Genomic DNA, 22,440 nt, shown 5'->3' on the forward strand with positions numbered 1-22,440 from the left:
CTGCTTACCATAAATAGGAGGTGCTAGATATGAGTGCTTTTGCCTTAATTGTTGTCTTATTCGTCTTACTTATCATTGTAGGATGTTCTTGTACAGGTCTAGGCGGTTATTAATTCCCCACAAGGTGACATTAACCTCTCTTAATTTCCTCATTTAATCGGAATAGGTGGTTTCGTTTATTGAAAAAGAAAAGGGCAGGTTGAGTTAATCTGTCCTTTTGTCATATAGACTTCTGAAATGAAAGGAGGATGAATTAAATGCCGTTTTTTGGATTTGGTAGAAGAGACTTCTTTTTTCGTGACGACTTTAGAAGAAGACGGTTTTTCCCCTTTAGAAGAAGACGGTTTTTCCCGTTTTTCCCCTTTGAAGACGACTTTAGAAGAAGACGCAGATTCTAATTAAGCAAATGATGTAAACAGTGTTTCCATGGGCCTACGGGCCTTTTTTTATAGAGAAAGATCATCTGCTGTGAAATAAAAAAATCCACATTTAATTTTTTTGCAATGGTTTATTGCACGAAACTAAAGGGATTGTCGTAGCAGTCTCCATCTTAAACCTTTAGCTTAATAAGGATTTTTCGCTCGGAAGTGGCTCGATTTTAAATGTTTTATACTCATTTAATCCCTTAAACACAAATCCATCCTTTAATAAAATTTTACGGTATTAAATCCTGTTCTTTTATCCTAATTTGGATAGTATGGATTCAAGTGAATGAAGCACTTCTTTAACTATCTGTTTGCTGGATCAGTTGAGTATCTTTTTGATAACCCCCTCTCCTAGAAATAATGAATGCTCTTTCATTATCCTGAGTAAACCCTATTTTCAGTACCAATGAATTCACAATCCAAATCAAAAAAAGAGTTGGAAAATGTTATAAGAAAACGTTCCAAGCTCTTTTTTATTTAAGGTCTGTTATTCAACAAAACCACCCGTTAGCTCAATAAGATTATTGTTACATAGAAGTTATGAGTAACATAAGAAACATCAGACCAGCCAAAGAAACACTTAAAAGAATGCTTAAAACAGACGTAATTGAGTTATTTTTAAAATCCCTTATCCCAAAAATAAGACCACCTAAAACTGCCCCCCACCATAAAACATCAGCGATTACTTGCGGAAAACTTGCTAATACTTCTGTAAAAAATAATGTAAACAAAAGTAATTGAAAAACAAGAGAGATACGTACACCCCAACTTGGTTTATTGAAAATATTCTTGTTTTTAATGTGCAAAGTAATACCAACAGTACAAGCCATAAAAACAAGTATCATTACAAATATCATAATTAACCCCATTATAAGTCCTCTCCAATACTTGAATTTGAGTCAATATTTTGGACACAAAAAAGTTAAGTTCTACGCTGATTGTTTGATTTGATCTTCTACAGATTGGGGAGTTTTGTACCCCGAACTGCTATGTATTCTTTTTCTGTTGTACCAACCTTCAATAAACTGAAACATCGCTAGTTTGGCAGAGTGGTAGTCTAGATATTGCACATGGTTTACTTCTTCTTTCTTTCAAATGGCGTGAAATGACTCGATACAGGCATTATCATAAGGGCAGCCTTTTTGGCTAAACGATTGAATGATGCCGTGAGATTGAACATATTGTGTAAACTCAAAGCTTGTATATTGTGAACCTAAATCCGTGTGCAGGAGTAAACCTTTGGTTGGTTTCTGGACTGAGTAAGCGTTTTCTAAAGCTCTTATTACCAAGTCTGTTGTCATCGAACGTGAAAATGAATAGCCCACCACTTTTTTAGAGTGTAAATCCATGACGGAAGCTAAATAACACCAGCCATCTTTCAGCGTATGGATGCAGGTGATATCGGCTGCCCATTTCTCATTGATGGTTGTGGTAGAGAAGTCTCTTTCCAACAGGTTTTTACGTTCAAGTACTTTTTCCCGACTGGAGTGTGGCCGGTATTTTTTCCTGGTAATCGAGCGAATCTCTGCTTTTGCCATTAGACGCTGCACACGCTTCAAACTCACTGAACATCCGTCTTTAAGCAGCGTTTGATGAATTTTCGGAGCTCCATATCGTTCTTTACTCTCTTGATGGATCTGAATGATTTTCTTGGTTAACTCTCGGTTTTCACGCTCATGGTTTGACTCTGTTTTGTGTAATGAGTGATAGTACGTACTTCTAGGAACAGACAGCACGTCACACATCATCTGAACCGGGTACTGTTTCTTGTATTCATCAATAAAATCGATAAGCTCTGTATCGTTTACTTTTTCGCGAATATGGCCATAGCCTTTTTTAGGATTTCAATCTCCTGTTTTAACCGAAGGTTTTCCTTTTGAATAGCTGCCAGCTCTTTGGGAGTGAGGAATTCTTCCCCCGTTCCAATAGGAGTAAATTTCTTGATCCATTTATAGATTGTCACCTCAGAAACGGCATATTCGTTACTTAATTCTTTCACAGAGGTACCGGAATGATATAAGTCTACCACTGTTTTCTTAAAATCTTTATTGTATTTTTTGCCTGTATTTTTACGTTCCATACGGACACATCCTTCCTTGAACTACATTGTAAGGACTTAACTAAGATGTGTCCATAAAACTATACTAACTCCATATGGCGTGCCGTGTAAGCAGGACTTTTGAAAGAGGAGAAAGCATAAAAAAGGCGGAGTAAGACTAAGTATAGTTCTGATAATATGGAGAAACAATACAAATAACATAGTTAAATCGAGTGTAAAATTCGTATAGATTAATCAAAATTAATTGGCACCTTATTTCGCGCAATGACAACAGCCATTGGCATGCTTTGATTCAACTTGCGAATTGGCGTGTTAAAAGGGATGTTGAAACGAAATTTTCTCTTGGAATTGAAAGGTTACGAGGAAATTTATTGTGAGAAGCTAATGAACGAACGTTGGTGTTAATTATGGTAAAATAGAATAAATAAACTTTTTAAAATCAGATAACTAAAGTATTTAAAGGAGAGATATTGTTGAATACATTCGGAATTTTAGGTTTCGTTTTTGGAATTTTGGCTTTTACTACTACACTAAGTTCCAAGAAAAAAATTGAAGAATTAGAACAAAGAATTAGTCAATTAGAAAATAACAAATAGGGTACAGAAAATTAAACAATAGTGATTGTTGAAAATAGTATTTGTGTATTGTGTTAACGGATGCTTTAGTTTAAATGGTAAGAGTAACTTTAAAAAAGCTTGAGGATGGATTTTCCTCAAGCTTTTTTATGAGCAACTTACTATGTGATTTTTGCTACGAATGAGTGTGGAATTGATGTTGTGATTAAAGATTTTCTCCACAAAAACGGAACTATTTAGAGTAAGACTCCGCCCTTTTTAGCTGGCCTGTTAAATTGCGGTGTTGAGTTTTAGACCACATAAAAAGATCGAAATAAATCAGTCTTTTTGTGTGTTGTTCCAACCATGGCACTTATAAACGGAAAGCAAGCATTTTAGCAATCCTCAAATACTCAGAAAGGGGATTACCAGAATCCGAATCCTGGTCCATAACCACCGCCGAAGCCATATCCTCCCCGGAAACCGCCAAAGCAGCCACAACCAACAATGATTAATAAGATGAACAGAACGACGATAAATGCAAGGCCACCACCTGCATATCCTCCACCACTCATTTAATGACACCTCCATTTATTAGCCTACAGTTTATAATACGGGACTTTTTATCAGTTTGATTGGACTCTTATCATTTTCCGCGAATGCTGATTATTTGTTATTGGATTATACTGCTCCGTTAGTTGAACAGGAAAACTAAAACCAGAGCCGTTGAAAAAAGGGGGGCGGAGATCCTGGTTTATATGAGTCTTTATTGTGTATTCATTGCCCCATCAGTCAGAAAAGAGAAGCTGGAGAAATGGTGCAAGCAAGTATGAAATTTCGCATAAGAAAGGAAGAAAAAAATATGATGCCTTTTTTTAATGATCCTAAAGCTCAATCGGTATTACAGAAGTGTATAATATTTATTAGGCTATTATAAATCAAAAAAGTATATAGGGTGTATAGTTGTATCAGTACAACCGTCATTCTACTTTAATGTCCGCCTATAAAAACATTAAAGACGAAAAATTCCGCTATTACATCCTCAAACAAAAATCTGATGTCTTCTATGCGATGAAAACATTCTTCCGTAAAGAAGAGAATAAAGCGTTCGTATGAATCCTCTGCATGAAGCAGGGGATTTTTGTTTTGGCATCTCGATAAGAAGCGGAAAATGATATACAAGCTAGCTAAGGGGGAGTAATAGTGGTAGAGAGAGATTTTTCTTCTCCGAAAATTTTACGAATGTTTCTCATATTTAGGAATGTCTATGTTGCTACATGCAGAGCAGGGCTTTCCGAACAAATAATGATTGTATGGAACCTAGCCGGATTCGGTTAGGTTTTTTTATTAAGAAAAAATTAAGAAACAGTCTACATAATAGGCTTATCCAAGTTACCTATAGATAAGGAAAGGAGAATTGATGTTGAAAAAATGGGTGATCATTTTCGTCATTGCGATTGTAGTCATTGGAGGCGGTGTGTGGTTTTTTGCCAAAGGAAAAGAAGAACCAACGATGGCGCAGGTGCAGACCGCTTCTGTACAAAGAGGAAAACTGGAAGTGAAGGTGAGTGGTTCTGGAACTGTTCAACCTGTTACGAGTACGGATATCAAAGCGACTGCTACCAAAGAAGTAGACGAAGTACTTGTTTCTGAAGGAGAGAAGGTGAAGGAAGGGCAAGAGTTAATCACATTTACGGATGGAAGTGAGGCAATTACAGCACCGGCAGATGGAACAGTAACATCGCTTGACGTGGCGGAAGGAGATCGTGTAGCAAATGGGCAAGTTGTCGCCCATATTACGAATTATGATGACTTGCAAGTAACGGTGCAAATCGATGAGTTAGATATTCCAAAAGTAAAAGTGGGACAAACAGCAAGTATAAAGATAAATGCCTTTCCGGATACAACATATACGGGAAAAGTGACATCAATTGCAAATGAAGGAACCGTGTCGAATGGGGTTTCGACATTTGATGTGACTGTTCATATTGACAAACCAACGAATGTAAAAGTCGGGATGACAGCTGAAGCGAGCATTTTAGTACAAAGCAAAGACAATGTATTATATGTGCCGATTGAAGCCGTTCATACAGTAAATAACGAAAAGTTTGTGCTTGTTGCTAATCCATCATCTGACGGAGAGGGCACTGCAACACGGCAAGCAGTGAAAACAGGAATTAACAATGAAGATTATGTAGAAATTACGGAAGGTCTCACAGAAGGAGAGGTTGTCCAGTTGCCAAGAGTATCCGCTTCGTCTTCGAATAATGAACAAATGCGCGTCGGCAGAATGATGGGCGGAATGGGAGGAATACCCGGCATGGGCTCTTCAGGCGGCATGAATCGTAGAACAATGAATGGAGGGAGATGATCGAGAATGGCTGCACCGATTATTCAAATTGAAAATATGACAAAGACGTATACGCTCGGAGGAGAAGTGGTTCACGCACTGCGGGGCGTCTCTCTCCAAATTGAAAAAGGAGATTTTCTTGCGATTATCGGTCCTTCTGGTTCAGGGAAGTCCACGTTCATGAATATGATTGGCTGTCTTGATCGCCCTGACTCAGGGAGCTATATTCTTGATGGAAAAGAAATAGAAAAAATGAAAGACAATGAGCTTGCGACTATTCGAAATGAAAAAATCGGATTCGTTTTTCAAAACTTTCATCTATTAGCAAAACTAACAGCGTTAGAGAATGTCGAACTACCTTTATTATATCGTGGAGTGAAAGTGAAGGAACGCAAAAAAATCGCTTATGAATGCCTAGAAAAAGTCGGTTTAAAAGATCGCGCCCATCATTTACCTAACCAGCTCTCTGGAGGACAACAGCAACGAGTTGCCATCGCTCGAGCTCTTGTCGGCAGCCCGCCGATTTTGCTTGCCGATGAGCCGACAGGGGCACTCGACAGCAAGACAAGCAAAGAGATTATTCAAATTATGAAACAATTAAATGAGCAGGGACATACGATTATTTTGATTACGCACGATTGGGAAGTGGCAAACGAAGCAAAGCGGATTGTCCGTATTCAAGATGGCCAATTGTTTGAAGAGAGAGGTGATTTCGTTGGGACTTATTCAATCCGTTAAAATGGCGCTGCGCAGTATTCAAGGGAATAAATTGCGGGCATTTTTAACGATGCTAGGAATTATTATCGGCGTCTCTTCTGTCATTGTTCTCATCTCGATTGGTCAAGGTTCGAGCGAACAAGTAACAAATCAAATTAATCAGCTAGGAACGAACTTATTAACGGTAAACGTTATGAACTCCGATAGTGTCAAATTGACGACAGACGATGTTGAAAAAATTCGAGATATTCCAGGAGTAAAAGAAATTGCTCCAGTTGTATCCGGACGGGTCAATGTGAAAAATGGCACGACATCTGCGCAAGTATCTTTAATTGGCACAACCTCCTCCTATCAAGCGGTGCGCGATGTTCAAGCCAACCAAGGTCGATTTTTGTCCGATATCGATGTAGCGTATCGGCAAAAAATTGTCGTTTTAGGAGCTAACACAGCGCAGACACTATTTGGTCTTGATAATCCGGTCGGAAAATATGTACAAGTTGAAGGGACATCGTTCAAAGTAGTCGGAGTCCTTGCTTCAAAAGGTGGTTCGCTTGGACAAAGCGGCGATGATGTGATTATAATGCCGCTTTCGACTGCACAAAGGTTGGTAAAAAACACAAGTATTCAAACGGTATACATTCAAGGAAAAAATGCAGAACAAGTCAATTTTGTTATGGCACAAGTGGAGAGAACATTAGCACGCATGTTTCCTAACACCGAAGATAGCTACAGCGTCTTTAACCAGCAAGATTTAATGGAGACGATGAGTTCGGTAACCAACACGATGACGCTGATGCTTGGAGGAATCGCCGGCATTTCTCTTTTAGTAGGCGGAATTGGGATTATGAATATTATGCTTGTGTCTGTGTCAGAGCGAACGAAGGAAATCGGGATTCGAAAAGCAATCGGGGCGAAGCGGAAAGATATTTTGCTGCAATTTTTAATTGAATCAGTTGTGCTAAGCGCTTTAGGAGGAGTCATTGGCGTGGGACTCGGATTTATCATTGGAAAAGTGCTAGCAACTGCGATGGGGCTGTCGATTTCTTATTCTACTTCCGTTTCTCTTATTTCCTTTTTATTCTCTCTTTTCGTCGGAGTGGTATTTGGCGTATTTCCTGCTAACAAAGCAGCAAAACTTGACCCGATTCAAGCGCTAAGATATGAATAGAAGGAGAAAGGACGAGTTAAAAAATGTTCTCCCGCCGAGAAATGCTTGATTTCGATAGCGGAAAGTTGGCGCTGCGAGCCGAGTGAGACAGTGAAAAAGCAGAGGCGGCGCAAAATAGCTCTCGGAGCAAAGGTTCTTTGATCGCAGAAGGTGCTTGTCACTTCAAGAGAGAAGGTTATTTTAGATAATCTGACGCCCCTCTCTTGTCCGCAGAATGTCGCAATGGATGAAGAGTTCGGCCATAGGAAGCGATCGCTTTTGGCGACCGCTTTGTCTTATTATTAGTATAGGAGAAAGGTGGAGCAATCGATGAGACTATTAGTCGTTGAAGATCATCTTGATTTACTTGAGGCGATGATTGAAATCTTATCTGATGAGTTTGTCGTTGATAGTGCCACAGATGGCGAAGAAGGGTTATTTTTAGCCCTGCAAAACATTTACGATGCGATTATATTGGATGTGATGTTGCCGGGAATGGATGGTTTTGAAATTGTACAACGAATCAGAAAAGAAGAGATTGCTACGCCAGTTTTATTTTTAACAGCAAAAGATTCCCTCGAAGATCGGGTGAAAGGGTTAGATTTTGGCGGGGACGACTACTTAGTCAAACCGTTTCAAGCCCCTGAGCTGAAGGCACGCATTCGGGCATTGCTACGGCGCAGCGGCGGTTTTACAACAAAACAGACCATTCGCTATCGTGGGATTGAGCTATTCGGAAAAGAAAAGGATGTCATTGTAGATGGGCATCCTATCAAAGTAACAGCGAAACAATATGAGTTATTAGAGTACCTTATCCATAATAAGGGAATGATTTTAACAAAAGAACAAATCTATGATCGGGTATGGGGATTTGATTCGGATACAACGATTGCGATTGTCGAAGTGTTCATTCATCATCTTCGTAAAAAACTTGAACCGTTTGGCTATCATACGGATATTAAAACGGTTCGTGGCGTCGGATATATGTTAACAGACCAGTAGGGCAGGGGAGAAAACGATGTTTCAACGCACTCATCTTCGACTGACGCTGTTAAATTCGTTAGTTTTTTTCGTTTTAATTAGCGTCTTAGGGACAGCACTATATTCGTATATGCATGCCCGCTTGTACCAAGAAGTGGATGCAGCGCTTATGAGGGTAGCGGAACGAATAGCATATGGAAAACCATGGGAAAGGGACGTTCCTTTTTTACGAGATCCACGTGTGTTTATCGTGATTTGGAATGAAAAAGGCGAAATGATGGACCTGAATCGCGACACAACGATTTTCACACAAGCTCATATCGTTCCGCCTAAACAATTGAATGAACTATACGATATGAACATTGAAAACTTTTATTTTCGGGCGATTGCGATCCAAATGGATACGGACTTCGGAAAAATAACGGTACAAATTTTGCGAAATGTTAATTCCGAAAGAGAAATTTTAGATCAGCTTTTGTTGATCATTGTGACTGGATGCATAATCGGGGGACTTTGTGCAGTAGCAGCCGGATATTTTCTTGCGGGAAGAGCTCTTGTGCCGATTCAACAGGCATGGCAAAAACAACAGCAATTTGTTTCAGACGCTTCCCATGAATTGCGAACCCCGTTAGCGGTGATACAAGCGAAAACGGATTTATTGTTCCGTTCTCTTCCCGCAACGATTGAAGAAAAAATTGTTGATATTTCCATTATCTCTAAAGAATGTAGACGACTTTCCAAATTAGTCGCTAACTTGCTTACATTGGCACGTTCAGATTCTAATCAAATTGAAATCAAAAAGGAAGCATTTCGATTAGATGAGTTGTTAAGAGAAATTGTTGATCATTATTCGGAAATTGCTTCTTATCAGCAAAAAGATATGACATTAAATGTAGAGTCTCCAATTTTATTTACTGCGGATAAAGAACGAATTCATCAGTTGCTTGTCATTCTACTAGATAATGCGATGAAATATACTGAAGAAGGGGGAAGAATTCACCTTTCTTGTCATCAAACTGCTTCTTCGATTACGCTTGAGGTACAAGATAATGGGATTGGTATTGCGAAAGAAGAGATTCCGAAAATTTTTGACCGCTTCTATCAAAGCGATAAAGCGCGTACGAAGTCAGATGGAGCCGGATTAGGGCTTTCCATTGCCAAGTGGATTATTGAGAAGCACGAGGGGAAAGTAAAAGTTTATAGCCAATTAGGTGAAGGAACGCGCTTTGAAATTATCTTCCCGAAGTATCCAAAAAGATGAACGAACACTCGCATTTCATATGCAGGGTGTTTTTATTTTTTAGGAAAAGTTAAGGAAAGATGGACATATGGATGTATTCCTCAAATAAGTAAGGAAAGGAGAATGATACGGACCATTCATTTTTAGAATTGTTCTTATTATGTATGTAAACGGAGAAGAGAGAGGAAGGGAAAATTTCAGAGCGGTTAGTGAACAGGGATTCCTGACCGGTTCGCGAAGCGGGAACTTGGGCAAAACCAGCTAATATAGGGTCATTGAATGGTGATGTTGCAATAGAAGAAGAGAAAGAAATTCGTTACAAAGATTCGTCTGCGAACTTCATACGGGCTCAATTGGTCTAGTGAGTTCGATTGGAATACTCGTAATACCTAGGACCGGTTTGACCATGTTTATTCATTTTCTTCTGATGAAACAAAAGGTGAACAAACGAAAACAACTTGTTATGTGAGGCAATAAAAATATGGGGCTCGCTTTTCATGAAGGATAGCCCCATTCAAGTTTATCATCAATAACGGAGGAACCTCCTACAACCAATAAGGAAGTAGGCGGGAGTAACTCAATATTGACTTGATATCGTTTTTGCCATGGCTAAAAATTCAGCAAGATGACTGTCTTCTTTTGGAAGATGAATCGTTATGCGCATATTTGGATAATGCGCATTGTTTTTAATAAGAAATGCTTCTGTCCAATGATCTTCGTTATGGGTATGATAGACAGTCATTCCTGCGAAAAGAGGATGAGATTCAGAGGAGATCGATGTTGTTACTTGTTTATCAATGGCTTTCATTTTTTCCATTGTTTCGAATTCTACTTGATTCCAATCAATATCATCTCCAAGACATTCAATGTCCATATAATACTGTTCGTCACCTTTGATGTAAATGCGGTCGAGATGAGGTTCGACCGCATCCGCTTTGTAATTTGGTAGCACGTATAGATGGAATGGTTGATTCGAGCTTGTATAAAGGGTCCCTGTTGCTTTTGTTTCCTGACCATTGACGGTATATGTTATCGTGTGTGTTGAAGGAAGACTGCTAGCAGGCGAACTAGTTGGTTCATCAGGATTTGTCGTTTTTTCTTTTGACTTTGAAGTCTCTGTTTTTGTTATCGTTTCTAACATGGCCAAAATCGGCGCAAGCACTTCTTTGTTTCGTGGTGTTTGAATTGTGAACATCATCGGAATCGGTTTATTTACTCCAATGACGTTTACCGCTGTATCTTCTGTATGGACCTTATACCAAACGGATTGCTGAAACATTCCGCTAAGATGAGTCGTATCTTGCCGGACAGCGCTAGAAGATATCGCTTTTGCTTGATCTTCAACGAGTTGGGCGTAATCCATTTCGCTTCCTTCTGGATGAATAAGACGAATTCTAACGACCATATCATCTTTTAGTAAAACATCTGAATTTGGCTCTTCTGCTTCGAGTTCCCATCCTTTGAGCGTGTATAAGGAAAACCCTTGATTATCGCTGGTTTTCAGAAATGCTGTTTCCTCATATTTTTTTCCATCAATAGTATAGGATAACTGTTTTTCAGAAGAAGGGGTTTGTTTTTCTTCTTGGTTCTGCTCATTGGTAGAAAGAGGGTGATTTTCTTTTTCTTTCTGCTCTTTTACAGGGACACTGCTGTTTGCTTTTTCGCTGCTTTCCTTTGTACCACATCCGGAAATAAGTGCTATGCTGAATAGAAATGCGGCTAAAGCTTTCCACGTCATTTTCATTAGTGATTCCCCCTTGATTATCAAGTACCCTGTATTATATTAGTCGAAACATCATTGGAAAGGTTACGTTTGCAGAAGTTCTGCTAAAATAGTTATGAAGAACAAAAAATACGAAGGAAGAAACAGGCGTTTTAAGAAGAAAAGCGACGGAAATAGCCGAGATTTATCAAAAAACGCAAAGATAAAAGAGGTGGCTGGTCCGATTGCGTAAGGATGGGAAGACGCCTGCGCTACTATTAAATTATATATCTTAATTGAAAGAATCATCTACTGATGAAGAGAGGATTGTTCCGATTCAAAGGATAGGCAAATCATCGATTTTTGTCCGGATGAAGACGACGTATTGCCGATGGAATCAAATAGGAAGTAAGCAATTTTTTGATGAACACGATTGAGAAGGTTTTTTCAAAGGTGACAGGGTGTTTTGTGATCGATTATGATAAACAATGTATCGTTGCCTCTATTAGAATCATATGGAGAGAAGAAGATACGCATACGGAAGAAAAAAAGAGAAATGTATTTATGATGTGATGGGTGATGTGGAGAAAAAATGTTAGAATGCTGTCCGGCTTAATAGCATATACGTGCATTACCCGGCATTAAGTGAGTTTGTCAATTGATTCGGAAGATGCGGATTGCCCCGGTGAATTTGGAGAAGAGAATGATGAACGTATGGACGGACAATCCGCAAGAAAGTATCATCTGGTTATCACAATTGCTGATTGAAACGTATGAATTTATAATTCAAATCGAAATATAGATCAGTATAAGCAAAAGCTTCTCCTTGCTAGACCGGAGAATAAGCAAGTTTACATAAAGAATGTTTTGAATGGATCGTTTTCGTTGTAATATTCCTGTTCAGCTTTTGGGTTTGCCTGTAAAGCGATGTGTGCTCCAAACCATTCAATGAGGCATAAAAGCAGAAAAATGAATATTCCACCCATAGAAAAAATTCCCCCTTTATTTGTTTGTTGAAACTATAATGTATGAAAAGCGTTTCAATGCAATAGCTTTTTTGGAAAAGGTGAGGATGATGGCAAACATTCGTGAAATTGCAAAAGTAGCCGGTGTTTCGGTTGCTACGGTGTCAAGGGTATTGAACGGGTACCCTTACGTGAAAGAGGAAAAACGAAAAGCGGTTTGGGAGGCAGTCGAGAAGCTCAATTACACGAAAAACATTAATGCTGTTCATTTAGCCAAGGGGAAAACATCGATAGTTGGGGTCGTGTTACCCTATGTAAATCACCCGTACTTCGGTGCGATTGTAGAAGGGATTTCGAGAGAAGCGCTTCGGTACGGTTACCATCTTCTTTTATTCCAAACAAACTACGAAGTACAGAAAGAGTTGGAAGCGCTTGAAATGTTGAGAATGAAACAAGTAGACGGACTGATCATTTGTTCGCGCATAGTCAGTTGGGATGTGATTGACGTGTATAAAGATGACGGGCCTATTGTTTTATGTGAAGATGTAAAAGGAAGAGACGTATTATCTGTTTACATTAATCATTACGAGGCTTTTCTGTTCGCGATGAAGTATTTAATGAACAAAGGTCACCGAAAAATCGGATATTGTATTGGGAGAACAACCGGAACAAATAGTAAAGCTCGTGAGGCTGCCTATTATGATGCTTTGCGGAACATCCATGAATCGCCAAGGAAAGAATGGATTTTCGACCATTGTTTGTATATTGAGGATGGAAAAAGAGTCGTGAATGAGTGGCTTGCGCTGCCGGAAAAACCAACGGCATTGTTAGTGTCAAGCGATCAAGTAGCAGCTGGCATCGTATTATGGGGAAGGCGCGAAGGAATAAATATCCCGGAAGATCTTGCTGTATTCAGTTTTGATAATCATCCAATTGCGGAAGCCCTGGAAATTACAACGATGGATTTGCCGCTTTCGCTCATGGGAACGAAAGCGTTTCGCATGATTTATCAGTGTTTGGAAACCGGCAAAATCGCAAAAAAATCGGAAAAATTGGATGCCCGTCTCATTGAGCGCTCATCGGTATAGCTAACAAAAGCAGAACAGGGCACACATATATTCACTGTTCTGCTTGTCTCTATGCGTTTTTCATGATGTAACGGTTAACCGGGCGACCGATCCCTCCGTATTGAACGTCGAGTGTAACTTTTTGCTGCTTCTCTAAATATTCTAAATAGCGGCGTGCCGTCACACGTGCGATGCCCACTCCTTCGGCTACTTCCTCCGCTGAAACCGGCTCTGTTTGTTGACAAAGATAGTGGATAATTTTCTGAAGAGTAATATCGTTTAATCCTTTTGGAAGTCTATTGCGCGCTTCCGCTTTATTTATTTGCAAAAGATTATCCAAATCTTGCTGTGTCAATGTTTCTTTTTCTTTTAGTTTTTGACGGAACGAATGGTATTTTTCAAGCGACTGCTGAAGCCGTTCAAATTTAAACGGCTTCATAATATAGTCGAAGGCTCCGTTTTGCAATACGCGTCGTACAGTATCGATATCGCTTGCTGCTGTAATGGCAATAACATCTACTGCATGTCCTTCTGTGCGAATGTTTTGCAATGTTTCAAGCCCATCTTGGTGCGGCATATAAATGTCAATGATAGCTAAGTCAGGTTGAAGTTTGCGAATCATGTGCATGCCTTTTATGCCGTTTCCGGCTATACCGATCACTTTAAATCCTTTTACTTGCTCAATAAATTGTCGATTGACTTCTTGCACCATTGGGTCGTCTTCAATGAGCAGCACTCTATACATATAACAGCGCTCCTTACATCTCAAATGTAATCGTAAAAATCGTTCCTTTTCCTTTTTCTGACTCTACGTGAATCTGTCCTTTCCCTTTTTCTACAATTTGTCTTACTAGGTGTAAACCGATGCCACGGCCGCTTGTTGCTTTTGTTGAAAAACCTTCGTCAAAAATGTGTTTCAGGTGTTGGGCATCAATACCGCAGCCGTTATCCTCAACGGAGAGAGAAAGGATTTCCTCGTTTTGTTCAATGCTGATATATATTTCTTTCTCTCGATCGATGATACCTTGAAAGGAATCAAAGGCGTTTTCAATAAGATTTCCAAGAATGATAACGAAATCATGATGATCTAATGGAGATGGAAATGCGTTCAGTCGGCTATGGCGATCAATGATGACACGAATGCCGAGCTCTTTACCGCGACTAATTTTGCTGAGTAGAAGTCCAGAAATGCTTTCATTGTGAATCTGTTTGCTTAAAAATCGTGTTAGTTCTTCTTGTTCTTCTGTCATGTGAAACACATATTCAAGCACTTTTTCTTTATAGCCCAATTGAATGAGACCGGCAATTGTGTGAAGTTTGTTCATATATTCGTGGTTTTGCACGCGCAAGGCGCTCACAAATGCTTTTACGCCAGTTAACTCCTCGGCAAGCTTTTTCACTTCAGTTCGATCTTGAAAGATGGCAACCGCTCCGACCGTTTGGCCATTTACTTTAATGGGAATTCGATTGCTCCAAATGGTTAAACTCCCGAGTTGTAGTTCCTTGTTATAAATCGGTTGGTTAATGGTTAAAATTTCTGGCAAATGCGTATCAGGAATAACCGAACGGATCGGTTTGCCGATGACGTCTCCGTGAATGCCTAGCATTTGTTTAGCTTTATCGTTAAAAATCGTAATTTTTTCATCGGTATCGATGGCAATGACTCCTTCGTGCATCGCATTAAACGTTTCCGTTCGTTCGACGAGCAGTTTAGCAATTTCATGCGGTTCAAGATGAAACATTTGTCGTTTTATATGAGAGGCAAGGAGCCATGCCCCCATTCCACCAAATAACAAGGAGAGCGTAGTGGTGATGAAAATTTCTACTTTTAAGGAGGCCAGCACTTCGATAAAGCTCGGCAATTGATAGGCAGCGATGACTACTCCAATCTGCTGGTGTTCACGGTTCATAACCGGAACAAAAGCACGAATGACCGTTCCGATTTCACCACGCGCTTTTGATGTATACGTATGCTCTGCAAAGGCAGGGCCTTCATCCGCTCCATGGGAGATACGGCCGATCATTTTTGGAACGGGATGGGAAAGACGAACTTTGTTCATGTCAAGAACAACGATGTAATTGGCGCCATGAATAATACGGACGCGCTCAACAATCACATTAATCAAGGATCTCTCATTTTGTGTTCCTGTGATATAGTGTTTAATTTCAGGAAGCTCCGAGACTGTCCGAGCAGTAAGTAGTGCTCGTTGTCTCAACTCTTCCTCTTTTGTATGAAAAAAATCTCCAATGACGAACATGCCGCTTAACAATACGGAAAAACTGACAATAAAGAAAATAAGGATTGTAATTTTCCAGCGAATAGATAATCGTCGCAGCAATGGAAATCCCTCTTTTTTTATCGAGATGGTCTACTACGTTCCCATTTTATCATTTTCGGTTTTATATGATAGAATTTTCTTAAATTAAAAAAAGTGGTGTGGAACATGAAACAACGCTGGGCGGTTATAGTAGCTGGATTTTTTTTGTTTATAGGTAGCCTTACTTTTATTATCTATCATTTTTCAGAAGAAAGTCTTGTATATGATGACGAACAAGAAGGATTAAATAAACAAATCGTCATTTATTTTAGTCATGTTGTTGCCGAAAATACGCCGAAAGGATTGGCGGCACAAAAGTTTGCGGAGCTTGTCGAGAAAAAAACAAACGGTCGTGTCAAAGTCGAAGTGTTTCCGAATGGATCCTTATATTCTGATGATGAGGAAATCGATGCGCTGTTGCGCGGTGATGTCCAAATGATCGCTCCTTCGTTTTCGAAGGTGACCGAGCTCATTCCTGAATGGCAAGTGCTCGATTTGCCGTTTATTTTCAAAGACTATCATGATGTAGAAAAAGCATTTACTGGGGATGTAGGGAAGCAGCTATTAGCGATGTTAGAGAGCAAAGGAATCAAAGGTTTGGCATTATGGAGCAACGGTTTCAAACAAATGATGAGTAATCGTCGTCTTTTGATTGAACCCCGTGATTTTTATGAATTGAGATTTCGAATTATGCCAAGTGATATTATTAAAAAGCAATTTCAACTGTTAGGTAGTGAACCGATTGCTGTTCCGTTTGACAATGTATATAGTTCCCTTGAAAACCATGAGCTTGATGGCCAAGAAAACACGATTTCTAACATTTACTCAAAAGGATTTTACCGCTTTCAACCGTATTTGACGATCAGTAATCACGGGTATTTAGGTTATGCCGTGATGGTCAATAAACAGTTTTGGGATCACTTGCCGAAAGAGATTCAGAAAAAAATTACTGAAGCTATGAAAGAAACGACGATTTGGAATTTACAGCAATCCAAACGGCAAAACGAACAGCAGCTTGCTCAGTTAAGGAAAAATCATCGCATTCATATTTACGAATTGACAAATACAGACCGGAAAAAGTGGAAATCTCAATTTGCACCTTTATATCAAGAATTTGAAAAAGAGTTTGGCAACCATTTATTACGGCAAATTCAAAAAGAAGAGGGGGAATCTTAGCGCTATGTTCAACATAAGGGCATATCTCCTCTATAACATACAAAAACATACGTTTCTTTTTTGAAAGGGAGAGATTTTTGGATGAGGTTGTATGAAACGAACCGTTTAATATTAAGGGAATTAGATGAAACCTTTGCTTTGACAGTATTAAATTATTATCAAAGGAATAAAGATTTCTTGAAGGAATGGGAAGCAGAAAAGCCAGAGGATTTTTTTACATTAGAATACCAATCTGAAAGATTAAAGAAAGATATCGAATTAACGAAATCAGGACACATCCTTAAACTATGGTTATTTCATAAGGATGATAAAGATTTTGCTAGAACAATTGGTTGCATCAGCTTTAGTAATATTGTGAGAAGCATTTTACAATCGTGTATTTTGGGGTATAAGCTGGATAAAGATGAGTTAAATAAGGGATACATAACAGAAGCACTACGAAAAGGTATCAAGATTATATTCAACGAATATCAACTTCATCGAATTGAGGCTCCAATCATGCTGAGGAATGAAGCTTCTATTCGAGTCGTAAAAAAATTAGGATTCGAAAATGAAGGGATAGCCAAAAAACTTCTAAAAGTTAACGGGAAGTGGGAAGACCACATGAGGTGGGTATTGTTGAATGACGAGATGCAATGAATGAATCTTCTATAATTATTAATAGGGGCGATATAGCTGGCAACTGATATGTGTTTACCTTTTTTAGCTCTTGATAATGGGGTCTATTATTTTTTAGACCAAAATGAACAAAAAGACCATTATTAACGTAATATTTATATTTTTTGAACATTTTGTTAATATAAAAACAAACAAAGGGAAATAATCTTTTGAAAGCGTTACCATATATAGAGGGGAGAAGGGGAAATGAGAATTAACTTTAAAAACTTAACTGTACGTGTTATTATTGGCATTATTTTAGGGGTTGTAGTTGGCTTTTTATTTCCAGAGTTTGGGGCTAAGCTGAAGGTGCTCGCCGATGGATTTATTAAATTAATTAAGATGGTTATTGCCCCGATTATTTTCTTTACCGTCGTCATTGGGATCGGCAACATGGGAGATTTAAAAAAGGTAGGACGAATTGGCGGAAAAGCGCTCATTTACTTTGAAATTGTCACAACATTTGCATTGGCAATCGGAATTATCGTGGTCAATCTTATAAAGCCAGGTGTTGGGTTTAACACAGAGGCTGTCAAAGGCGGTGATATTTCGCAATATACTCAACAAGCAGAAGCGGTGAATCACGGTGCTGTCGAATTTTTGCTTAGCATTATTCCCGATAATGTCGTAGCGGCAATGGCGAAAGGAGAATTATTACCGATTTTATTCTTTGCTGTGTTATTTGGATTAGTGACAGCATCATTAGGCGAAAAGGCCAAACCCGTTGTTGAGTTATTTGAACGGTTGGCTGATATTTTCTTCGGTATCGTTAATATGGTTATGAAAGTATCGCCGATTGCTGCCTTTGGTGCCATGGCTTATACGATCGGTACGTTTGGACTGGGCTCTTTAGTATCGCTTGGAAAATTAATGGTGTCTGTCTATATTACGATGATTTTATTCATTGTTGTTGTACTGGGAGCCATTGCAAAATATTATGGGTTTAGCATTTTCAAGTTTATTGCTTACATTAAAGAAGAAATTTTACTTGTACTCGGAACGTCTTCATCTGAATCGGCATTACCTAAAATGATAGAAAGATTAGAAAAATACGGATGTTCAAAATCGGTTGTCGGTCTCGTCATTCCGACAGGATATTCGTTCAACCTTGATGGAACTTCCATTTATCTTTCCATGGCGGCTATTTTTATCGCCCAGGCATACGGAATCGATTTGACTATTTGGCAAGAACTTACGCTTCTCGGAGTATTAATGCTAACATCAAAAGGGGCAGCTGGAGTGACTGGTTCCGGCTTTATTACCTTAGCAGCCACGTTGTCCGCGTTTCCAATGATTCCGGTAGAGGGGATCGCATTGCTTCTTGGTGTGGACCGTTTTATGTCTGAAGCGCGTGCAATTACAAACTTAATCGGCAATGGCGTTGCAACAGTAGTAGTTTCAAAAATGGAAAATGAGTTTCACCCTCCAGTCGAGCCAAAATTAGAAGAGACGAATATGACGATTGCAAAATAAAGAGGACGGATAGCTAACAGCTATCCGTTTTTTAGATAAGAAAGTATAAAGGTGAAACGGACATTACGCAGTATAAGCACCTAACCAAATTGCTTCTTGAATAGGTGCTCATACGAAGCTTGAGAACTCGATCTCGAGATGGAAAGCTGTCTAGCGGGGGCAAAGAGCGTTTGTCCGTCCTTAAATAGTGCTTGTTCTTTTCTTAATAAATAGATTGACAACGGTTTGGCTGTTTTATATAATAATCTTGAAATCGAGATATATGAATTAAATATTATTTTTTATTATCTTGAATTCAAGATGAATGATATGGATTAAAATGAATAAATTACCGTTGTAGATGTCCGAATTAGGGAAGGATGTGAATCGCATGATTCGAGTATACCCAGCAAATGAGCGGTATCATGCTAATCATGGATGGCTAGATACGTATTTTAGTTTTTCATTTGCAGAATATTTTGACCCAAACAACATGAATTTTGGACCTTTACGTGTACTAAATGATGATGTCATTCAACCATTGCGAGGGTTTGGAGCACACCCACATCAAGAAATGGAGATTGTTTCTATTGTGCTTCGCGGGCAATTGAAGCACGAAGATAGCTTAGGAAATGAGGCGATTACCACATTTGGTGGCATTCAAAGAATGTCGGCGGGAACTGGGATTGTTCATTCAGAGGTGAATCCGTCGGCAACAGAAGAAGTAAACTTTTTGCAACTATGGTTTTTACCAGAACGAAGAGGGCTCTCTCCATCTTATGAGCGAACAGATTTTGATATAAGCCAATTAAAAAATCAATTGCTTCCGGTTGTGGCTAAAAATCCATCATCTCCTCATGTTGCCCATATTCATCAGGATTTGACCATTTATCTTTCCGATTTAGAAGAGGGCAAAGAGATTGTATTTGAACAAGAAGAAGGTCGACGTATTTTTGTTTTCCTCATTGAAGGGGAATTAGTATTAAATGATACGACTATACTATATAAGCGTGATTCTGCACGAATAACAGAAATGCCGCAATTAAAAATCGACGCTAATGCTAACTCACGTTTCATGCTCATTGATCTCCCATAAGAGGCAATGAGAAATGATACATTATAATAAAGGAGAGAGTGACAATGTCAAACGTTCGTTTAGCGATTATTTACTACAGTTCTACAGGAACGAACTACAAATTAGCCAAATGGGCAGAAGAAGCCGCACAAGAGGTTGGAGCAGAAGTCAAAGTATTAAAAGTACCTGAGCTTGCGCCAAAAGAAGCGATCGAGTCCAATCCAGCATGGAAAGCCCATGTTGAAGCGACAAAGGATGTTCCAACGGTTACATTAGACGATTTAGAATGGGCCGATGCAATTATTTTCAGTGTGCCAACTCGTTTCGGAAACGTTCCTTCTCAATTGAAGCAATTTTTAGATACGACAGGCGGTTTATGGTTCCAAGGAAAGCTTGCGAATAAAGTAGTGAGCGCGATGGCATCGGCGCAAAATCCGCATGGCGGCCAAGAACAAACAATTTTACAATTATATACAACCATGTATCATTGGGGAGCAATTGTTGCTGCTCCGGGATATACGGATCCATCTATTTTTGCTGCGGGTGGAAATCCATACGGCACAAGTGTTACTGTTGATCAAAATGGGAACATTGCTGAAAATGCCGAAGCAGCGGTCAAGCATCAAGCACGGCGCACTGTACAAGTAGCGCAATGGGTAAAAAATGGATTGCAACAGCAGTAAGACGATCTGAGATGAGGAATCTATTTCCTCATCTTTTTTATTGTTTGATGAGAATTTTTTAATTTTTTTATTATGTATGTCTCATTTATTTGTGTTTAAATCTAACAGGGGCTCAATGTCTGCCATTATTGTAATGTAACAAAAGTATGAAAGAGTGTGAGAAACTGCGGAACAATAAGAATCGTTCTATTCCCATTCTTTTTCCCTGAAGAGAAATTAACTAATTTTTATGAACTGCTGTAGTTTTGGAGGTAACATCTTTGTTTGTTGACGTCGTGAAAAGTTTTCTCTTTTCAGGCAGTATTCTCACACGATGGCTAAGGATATTACTTGGCAGCTTATTGATCTTGTTATCATTGAAAGAGCTATTTGGACACTATATGCTCGTATCTTGCTTTGAAGAGGAGATTCGCCCCCGCTTCCTTGGATAGGGGTATATCTTGCATGTATACGTAGGAGCTATTTCAAAACATCTAGACTTTAGGGGTGTAGCGATGTTGTGGCATTATTTATCGGCAATCATTATGGGAATCGTAGAAGGATTAACTGAGTTTCTCCCAGTGTCTTCGACTGGGCATTTAATTTTGACAGGAGAACTTATCCATTTTAAAGGTGAACAAGCAAAGACATTTGAAATTTTTATCCAATTAGGTTCGATCCTTGCTGTTGTTGTTGTGTATTGGAGACGTTTTTTGAATATTTTTGGGTTAATGAAAGAAGATGGGGGACGCAGAGGGTTAAATCTTTTGCATATTATTTATGCGATGATTCCGGCTGTTGTCCTCGGGTTTCTTCTGCATGATGCGATTAAGACATACCTATTTTCACCTTACACCGTATTAGTAGGTCTTGTTGCTGGCGGGTTATTAATGATTTTTGTGGAGAAAAAACAAACAACAGTTACGGCAAGTAGCCTTGACCAGCTTTCTTACAAGCAAGCATTTGGTATCGGTGTTTTTCAGTGTTTAGCCTTGTGGCCTGGATTTTCTCGCTCAGGCTCAACGATTTCCGGCGGGTTACTTGTTGGAACAGACCATAAAACTGCAGCGGAATTTTCCTTTATCATTGCTGTACCGATGATGCTTGCTGCAAGCGGCCTAGACTTGTTAAAAAGTTATCAATATTTATCAGTCCACGACCTGCCGGTTTTTGCAATAGGATTCGTTACTGCGTTTATTGTTGCATTACTGGCTATTAAATTTTTCCTTCAACTCATTTCGAAAGTGAAACTTACTCCGTTTGCGATTTACCGCTTTGTCATTGCGATCTTATATAGTTTCATTTTATTGTAATTGATATGGAGATGGGGATGCTTCCTCATCTTTTTCTTATATAAAGGCAGAGAGCAAATGGAAAGTTTGCGAGGCCACATGACTTTACATAATGGAGTACAAACGCCATGGTTTAGTGGGTGTAGAGCATGCAAAATGGTGAGAAAATCATCAATTCCGTCAAAGCAGCGGCTTGAAGTAGGATACGCCATATTGATGCAGACGCTGTATACCAAAACGAAGAAGAAGAGACAGGAGATTCGAGAGTCCGGCGTGACTAAAGAAGAAGTGTTTATTATGACAAAAGTGTGGAATTTTGATCGAGGATGTGGAGACGACATAAAAAGAGCTTGAAATAAGTTTACAAAAACTTGGACTTGAGTATGTCGATAGTACACTGGGCTGTCAAAGAAAAGTACAGAAAACGTATAACGCGATGGACAGGCTATATACAAAGATGGTCGAGTGTGCACAATGTTGTAGATCATTTTCATGTTTATCATTTAAAAGTTTTGTTAGCGGATTGTGAAATTAAGCCGATGATTAATCTGATTTGCTATTTATGACAAAAGAACCTCGGGCATTCTGTAAACAGCACGAC

Annotated in this window: 21 protein-coding genes and 2 pseudogenes; 16 read left to right on the forward strand and 7 right to left on the reverse strand. The window is 39.1% G+C overall.

Annotation, left to right across the window (positions count from 1 at the left end; genetic code table 11):
* Positions 1-29: 29 nt before the first annotated feature.
* The gene (locus HNR31_RS07145; protein WP_081260451.1) at positions 30-113 is read left to right on the forward strand and encodes a YjcZ family sporulation protein; all 84 of its coding nucleotides are present in this window, start codon (positions 30-32) and stop codon (positions 111-113) included.
* Positions 114-952: 839 nt separating this feature from the next.
* Here HNR31_RS07145 and HNR31_RS07150 read toward each other — a convergent pair.
* A complete protein-coding gene (locus HNR31_RS07150; RefSeq protein ID WP_181555578.1) occupies positions 953-1,294 on the reverse strand; it encodes a hypothetical protein in 342 nt (113 codons plus the stop codon).
* 60 nt (positions 1,295-1,354) lie between these two features.
* Positions 1,355-2,505, reverse strand: a pseudogene (locus HNR31_RS07155) (IS3 family transposase).
* Between the two features lie 452 nt (positions 2,506-2,957).
* On the opposite strand from HNR31_RS07155, the gene HNR31_RS18635 reads away from it, so the two are divergent.
* Positions 2,958-3,080, forward strand: a complete 123-nt coding sequence (locus HNR31_RS18635; protein ID WP_258561028.1) for a hypothetical protein — start codon at positions 2,958-2,960, stop codon at positions 3,078-3,080.
* A gap of 383 nt (positions 3,081-3,463) precedes the next feature.
* On the opposite strand, the gene HNR31_RS07160 is transcribed toward HNR31_RS18635, so the two are convergent.
* Positions 3,464-3,613, reverse strand: a complete 150-nt coding sequence (locus HNR31_RS07160) for a YjcZ family sporulation protein (protein ID WP_181555579.1) — start codon at positions 3,611-3,613, stop codon at positions 3,464-3,466.
* A gap of 394 nt (positions 3,614-4,007) precedes the next feature.
* On the opposite strand from HNR31_RS07160, the pseudogene HNR31_RS18640 reads away from it, so the two are divergent.
* From HNR31_RS18640 to HNR31_RS07185, 6 genes and pseudogenes are all read left to right on the forward strand, one after another.
* A pseudogene (locus HNR31_RS18640) lies at positions 4,008-4,154 on the forward strand (sporulation protein YhbH); the annotation flags it as partial.
* 304 nt (positions 4,155-4,458) lie between these two features.
* Entirely contained in the window at positions 4,459-5,409 is a 951-nt protein-coding gene (locus HNR31_RS07165) for an efflux RND transporter periplasmic adaptor subunit (protein WP_181555580.1), read from the forward strand.
* 6 nt (positions 5,410-5,415) lie between these two features.
* The gene (locus HNR31_RS07170) at positions 5,416-6,126 is read left to right on the forward strand and encodes an ABC transporter ATP-binding protein (RefSeq protein ID WP_220129443.1); all 711 of its coding nucleotides are present in this window, start codon (positions 5,416-5,418) and stop codon (positions 6,124-6,126) included.
* Complete coding sequence (locus HNR31_RS07175) at positions 6,104-7,273, forward strand: ABC transporter permease (RefSeq protein WP_228485596.1); 1,170 nt, start codon at positions 6,104-6,106, stop codon at positions 7,271-7,273. The genes HNR31_RS07170 and HNR31_RS07175 overlap by 23 nt, the downstream gene beginning before the upstream one ends.
* A 309-nt stretch (positions 7,274-7,582) precedes the next feature.
* Positions 7,583-8,254, forward strand: a complete 672-nt coding sequence (locus tag HNR31_RS07180; protein ID WP_181555581.1) for a response regulator transcription factor — start codon at positions 7,583-7,585, stop codon at positions 8,252-8,254.
* Between the two features lie 16 nt (positions 8,255-8,270).
* Complete coding sequence (locus HNR31_RS07185; RefSeq protein WP_181555582.1) at positions 8,271-9,494, forward strand: sensor histidine kinase; 1,224 nt, start codon at positions 8,271-8,273, stop codon at positions 9,492-9,494.
* 556 nt (positions 9,495-10,050) lie between these two features.
* Here the strand turns inward: HNR31_RS07185 and HNR31_RS18645 are convergent.
* Together HNR31_RS18645 and HNR31_RS18650 are read right to left on the reverse strand one after the other, a co-directional pair.
* The gene (locus HNR31_RS18645; protein WP_258561029.1) at positions 10,051-11,217 is read right to left on the reverse strand and encodes a hypothetical protein; all 1,167 of its coding nucleotides are present in this window, start codon (positions 11,215-11,217) and stop codon (positions 10,051-10,053) included.
* An 809-nt stretch (positions 11,218-12,026) separates the two neighbouring features.
* On the reverse strand, positions 12,027-12,161 hold the full coding sequence (locus HNR31_RS18650) for a hypothetical protein (RefSeq protein WP_258561030.1): 135 nt from the start codon (positions 12,159-12,161) through the stop codon (positions 12,027-12,029).
* An 89-nt stretch (positions 12,162-12,250) separates the two neighbouring features.
* Between HNR31_RS18650 and HNR31_RS07195 the strand changes: the two genes are divergently transcribed.
* Positions 12,251-13,228: a LacI family DNA-binding transcriptional regulator gene (locus HNR31_RS07195; RefSeq protein WP_181555583.1), complete on the forward strand. Its 978-nt coding sequence runs from the start codon at positions 12,251-12,253 to the stop codon at positions 13,226-13,228.
* Positions 13,229-13,277: 49 nt separating this feature from the next.
* On the opposite strand, the gene HNR31_RS07200 is transcribed toward HNR31_RS07195, so the two are convergent.
* The gene (locus tag HNR31_RS07200) at positions 13,278-13,952 is read right to left on the reverse strand and encodes a response regulator (protein ID WP_181555584.1); all 675 of its coding nucleotides are present in this window, start codon (positions 13,950-13,952) and stop codon (positions 13,278-13,280) included.
* A 13-nt stretch (positions 13,953-13,965) separates the two neighbouring features.
* Positions 13,966-15,543: an ATP-binding protein gene (locus HNR31_RS07205; protein WP_181555843.1), complete on the reverse strand. Its 1,578-nt coding sequence runs from the start codon at positions 15,541-15,543 to the stop codon at positions 13,966-13,968.
* Between the two features lie 108 nt (positions 15,544-15,651).
* Between HNR31_RS07205 and HNR31_RS07210 the strand changes: the two genes are divergently transcribed.
* From HNR31_RS07210 to HNR31_RS07240, 7 genes are all read left to right on the forward strand, one after another.
* Positions 15,652-16,701, forward strand: a complete 1,050-nt coding sequence (locus HNR31_RS07210; protein WP_181555585.1) for a TRAP transporter substrate-binding protein — start codon at positions 15,652-15,654, stop codon at positions 16,699-16,701.
* 81 nt (positions 16,702-16,782) lie between these two features.
* Positions 16,783-17,340, forward strand: a complete 558-nt coding sequence (locus HNR31_RS07215) for a GNAT family N-acetyltransferase (RefSeq protein WP_181555586.1) — start codon at positions 16,783-16,785, stop codon at positions 17,338-17,340.
* 225 nt (positions 17,341-17,565) lie between these two features.
* Positions 17,566-18,831, forward strand: coding sequence for a dicarboxylate/amino acid:cation symporter (locus HNR31_RS07220; RefSeq protein ID WP_181555587.1), 1,266 nt, complete (start codon positions 17,566-17,568; stop codon positions 18,829-18,831).
* 370 nt (positions 18,832-19,201) lie between these two features.
* Positions 19,202-19,906 (forward strand): pirin family protein, encoded by a 705-nt coding sequence (locus HNR31_RS07225; RefSeq protein ID WP_181555588.1) that lies wholly within the window; start codon positions 19,202-19,204, stop codon positions 19,904-19,906.
* Between the two features lie 44 nt (positions 19,907-19,950).
* Entirely contained in the window at positions 19,951-20,568 is a 618-nt protein-coding gene (gene wrbA / locus HNR31_RS07230; protein ID WP_181555589.1) for an NAD(P)H:quinone oxidoreductase, read from the forward strand.
* A 497-nt stretch (positions 20,569-21,065) separates the two neighbouring features.
* The gene (gene bacA / locus HNR31_RS07235; protein WP_181555844.1) at positions 21,066-21,860 is read left to right on the forward strand and encodes an undecaprenyl-diphosphate phosphatase; all 795 of its coding nucleotides are present in this window, start codon (positions 21,066-21,068) and stop codon (positions 21,858-21,860) included.
* A gap of 138 nt (positions 21,861-21,998) precedes the next feature.
* Positions 21,999-22,193, forward strand: coding sequence for a hypothetical protein (locus tag HNR31_RS07240; protein ID WP_220129444.1), 195 nt, complete (start codon positions 21,999-22,001; stop codon positions 22,191-22,193).
* The last annotated feature ends 247 nt before the right edge of the window (positions 22,194-22,440 follow it).

The organism is Thermaerobacillus caldiproteolyticus, assembly GCF_013761245.1.
In the GTDB taxonomy this organism is placed as follows: domain Bacteria; phylum Bacillota; class Bacilli; order Bacillales; family Anoxybacillaceae; genus Thermaerobacillus; species Thermaerobacillus caldiproteolyticus.

Coding starts and splice junctions, on each gene's coding strand:
- HNR31_RS07145 (WP_081260451.1), top strand. CDS start 30: ATGAGTGCTTTTGCCTTAATTGTTGTCTTATTCGTCTTACTTATCATT.
- HNR31_RS07150 (WP_181555578.1), bottom strand. CDS start 1,294: ATGGGGTTAATTATGATATTTGTAATGATACTTGTTTTTATGGCTTGT.
- HNR31_RS07160 (WP_181555579.1), bottom strand. CDS start 3,613: ATGAGTGGTGGAGGATATGCAGGTGGTGGCCTTGCATTTATCGTCGTT.
- HNR31_RS07165 (WP_181555580.1), top strand. CDS start 4,459: ATGTTGAAAAAATGGGTGATCATTTTCGTCATTGCGATTGTAGTCATT.
- HNR31_RS07170 (WP_220129443.1), top strand. CDS start 5,416: ATGGCTGCACCGATTATTCAAATTGAAAATATGACAAAGACGTATACG.
- HNR31_RS07180 (WP_181555581.1), top strand. CDS start 7,583: ATGAGACTATTAGTCGTTGAAGATCATCTTGATTTACTTGAGGCGATG.
- HNR31_RS07185 (WP_181555582.1), top strand. CDS start 8,271: ATGTTTCAACGCACTCATCTTCGACTGACGCTGTTAAATTCGTTAGTT.
- HNR31_RS18645 (WP_258561029.1), bottom strand. CDS start 11,217: ATGAAAATGACGTGGAAAGCTTTAGCCGCATTTCTATTCAGCATAGCA.
- HNR31_RS18650 (WP_258561030.1), bottom strand. CDS start 12,161: ATGGGTGGAATATTCATTTTTCTGCTTTTATGCCTCATTGAATGGTTT.
- HNR31_RS07195 (WP_181555583.1), top strand. CDS start 12,251: ATGGCAAACATTCGTGAAATTGCAAAAGTAGCCGGTGTTTCGGTTGCT.
- HNR31_RS07200 (WP_181555584.1), bottom strand. CDS start 13,952: ATGTATAGAGTGCTGCTCATTGAAGACGACCCAATGGTGCAAGAAGTC.
- HNR31_RS07210 (WP_181555585.1), top strand. CDS start 15,652: ATGAAACAACGCTGGGCGGTTATAGTAGCTGGATTTTTTTTGTTTATA.
- HNR31_RS07215 (WP_181555586.1), top strand. CDS start 16,783: ATGAGGTTGTATGAAACGAACCGTTTAATATTAAGGGAATTAGATGAA.
- HNR31_RS07220 (WP_181555587.1), top strand. CDS start 17,566: ATGAGAATTAACTTTAAAAACTTAACTGTACGTGTTATTATTGGCATT.
- HNR31_RS07225 (WP_181555588.1), top strand. CDS start 19,202: ATGATTCGAGTATACCCAGCAAATGAGCGGTATCATGCTAATCATGGA.
- wrbA (WP_181555589.1), top strand. CDS start 19,951: ATGTCAAACGTTCGTTTAGCGATTATTTACTACAGTTCTACAGGAACG.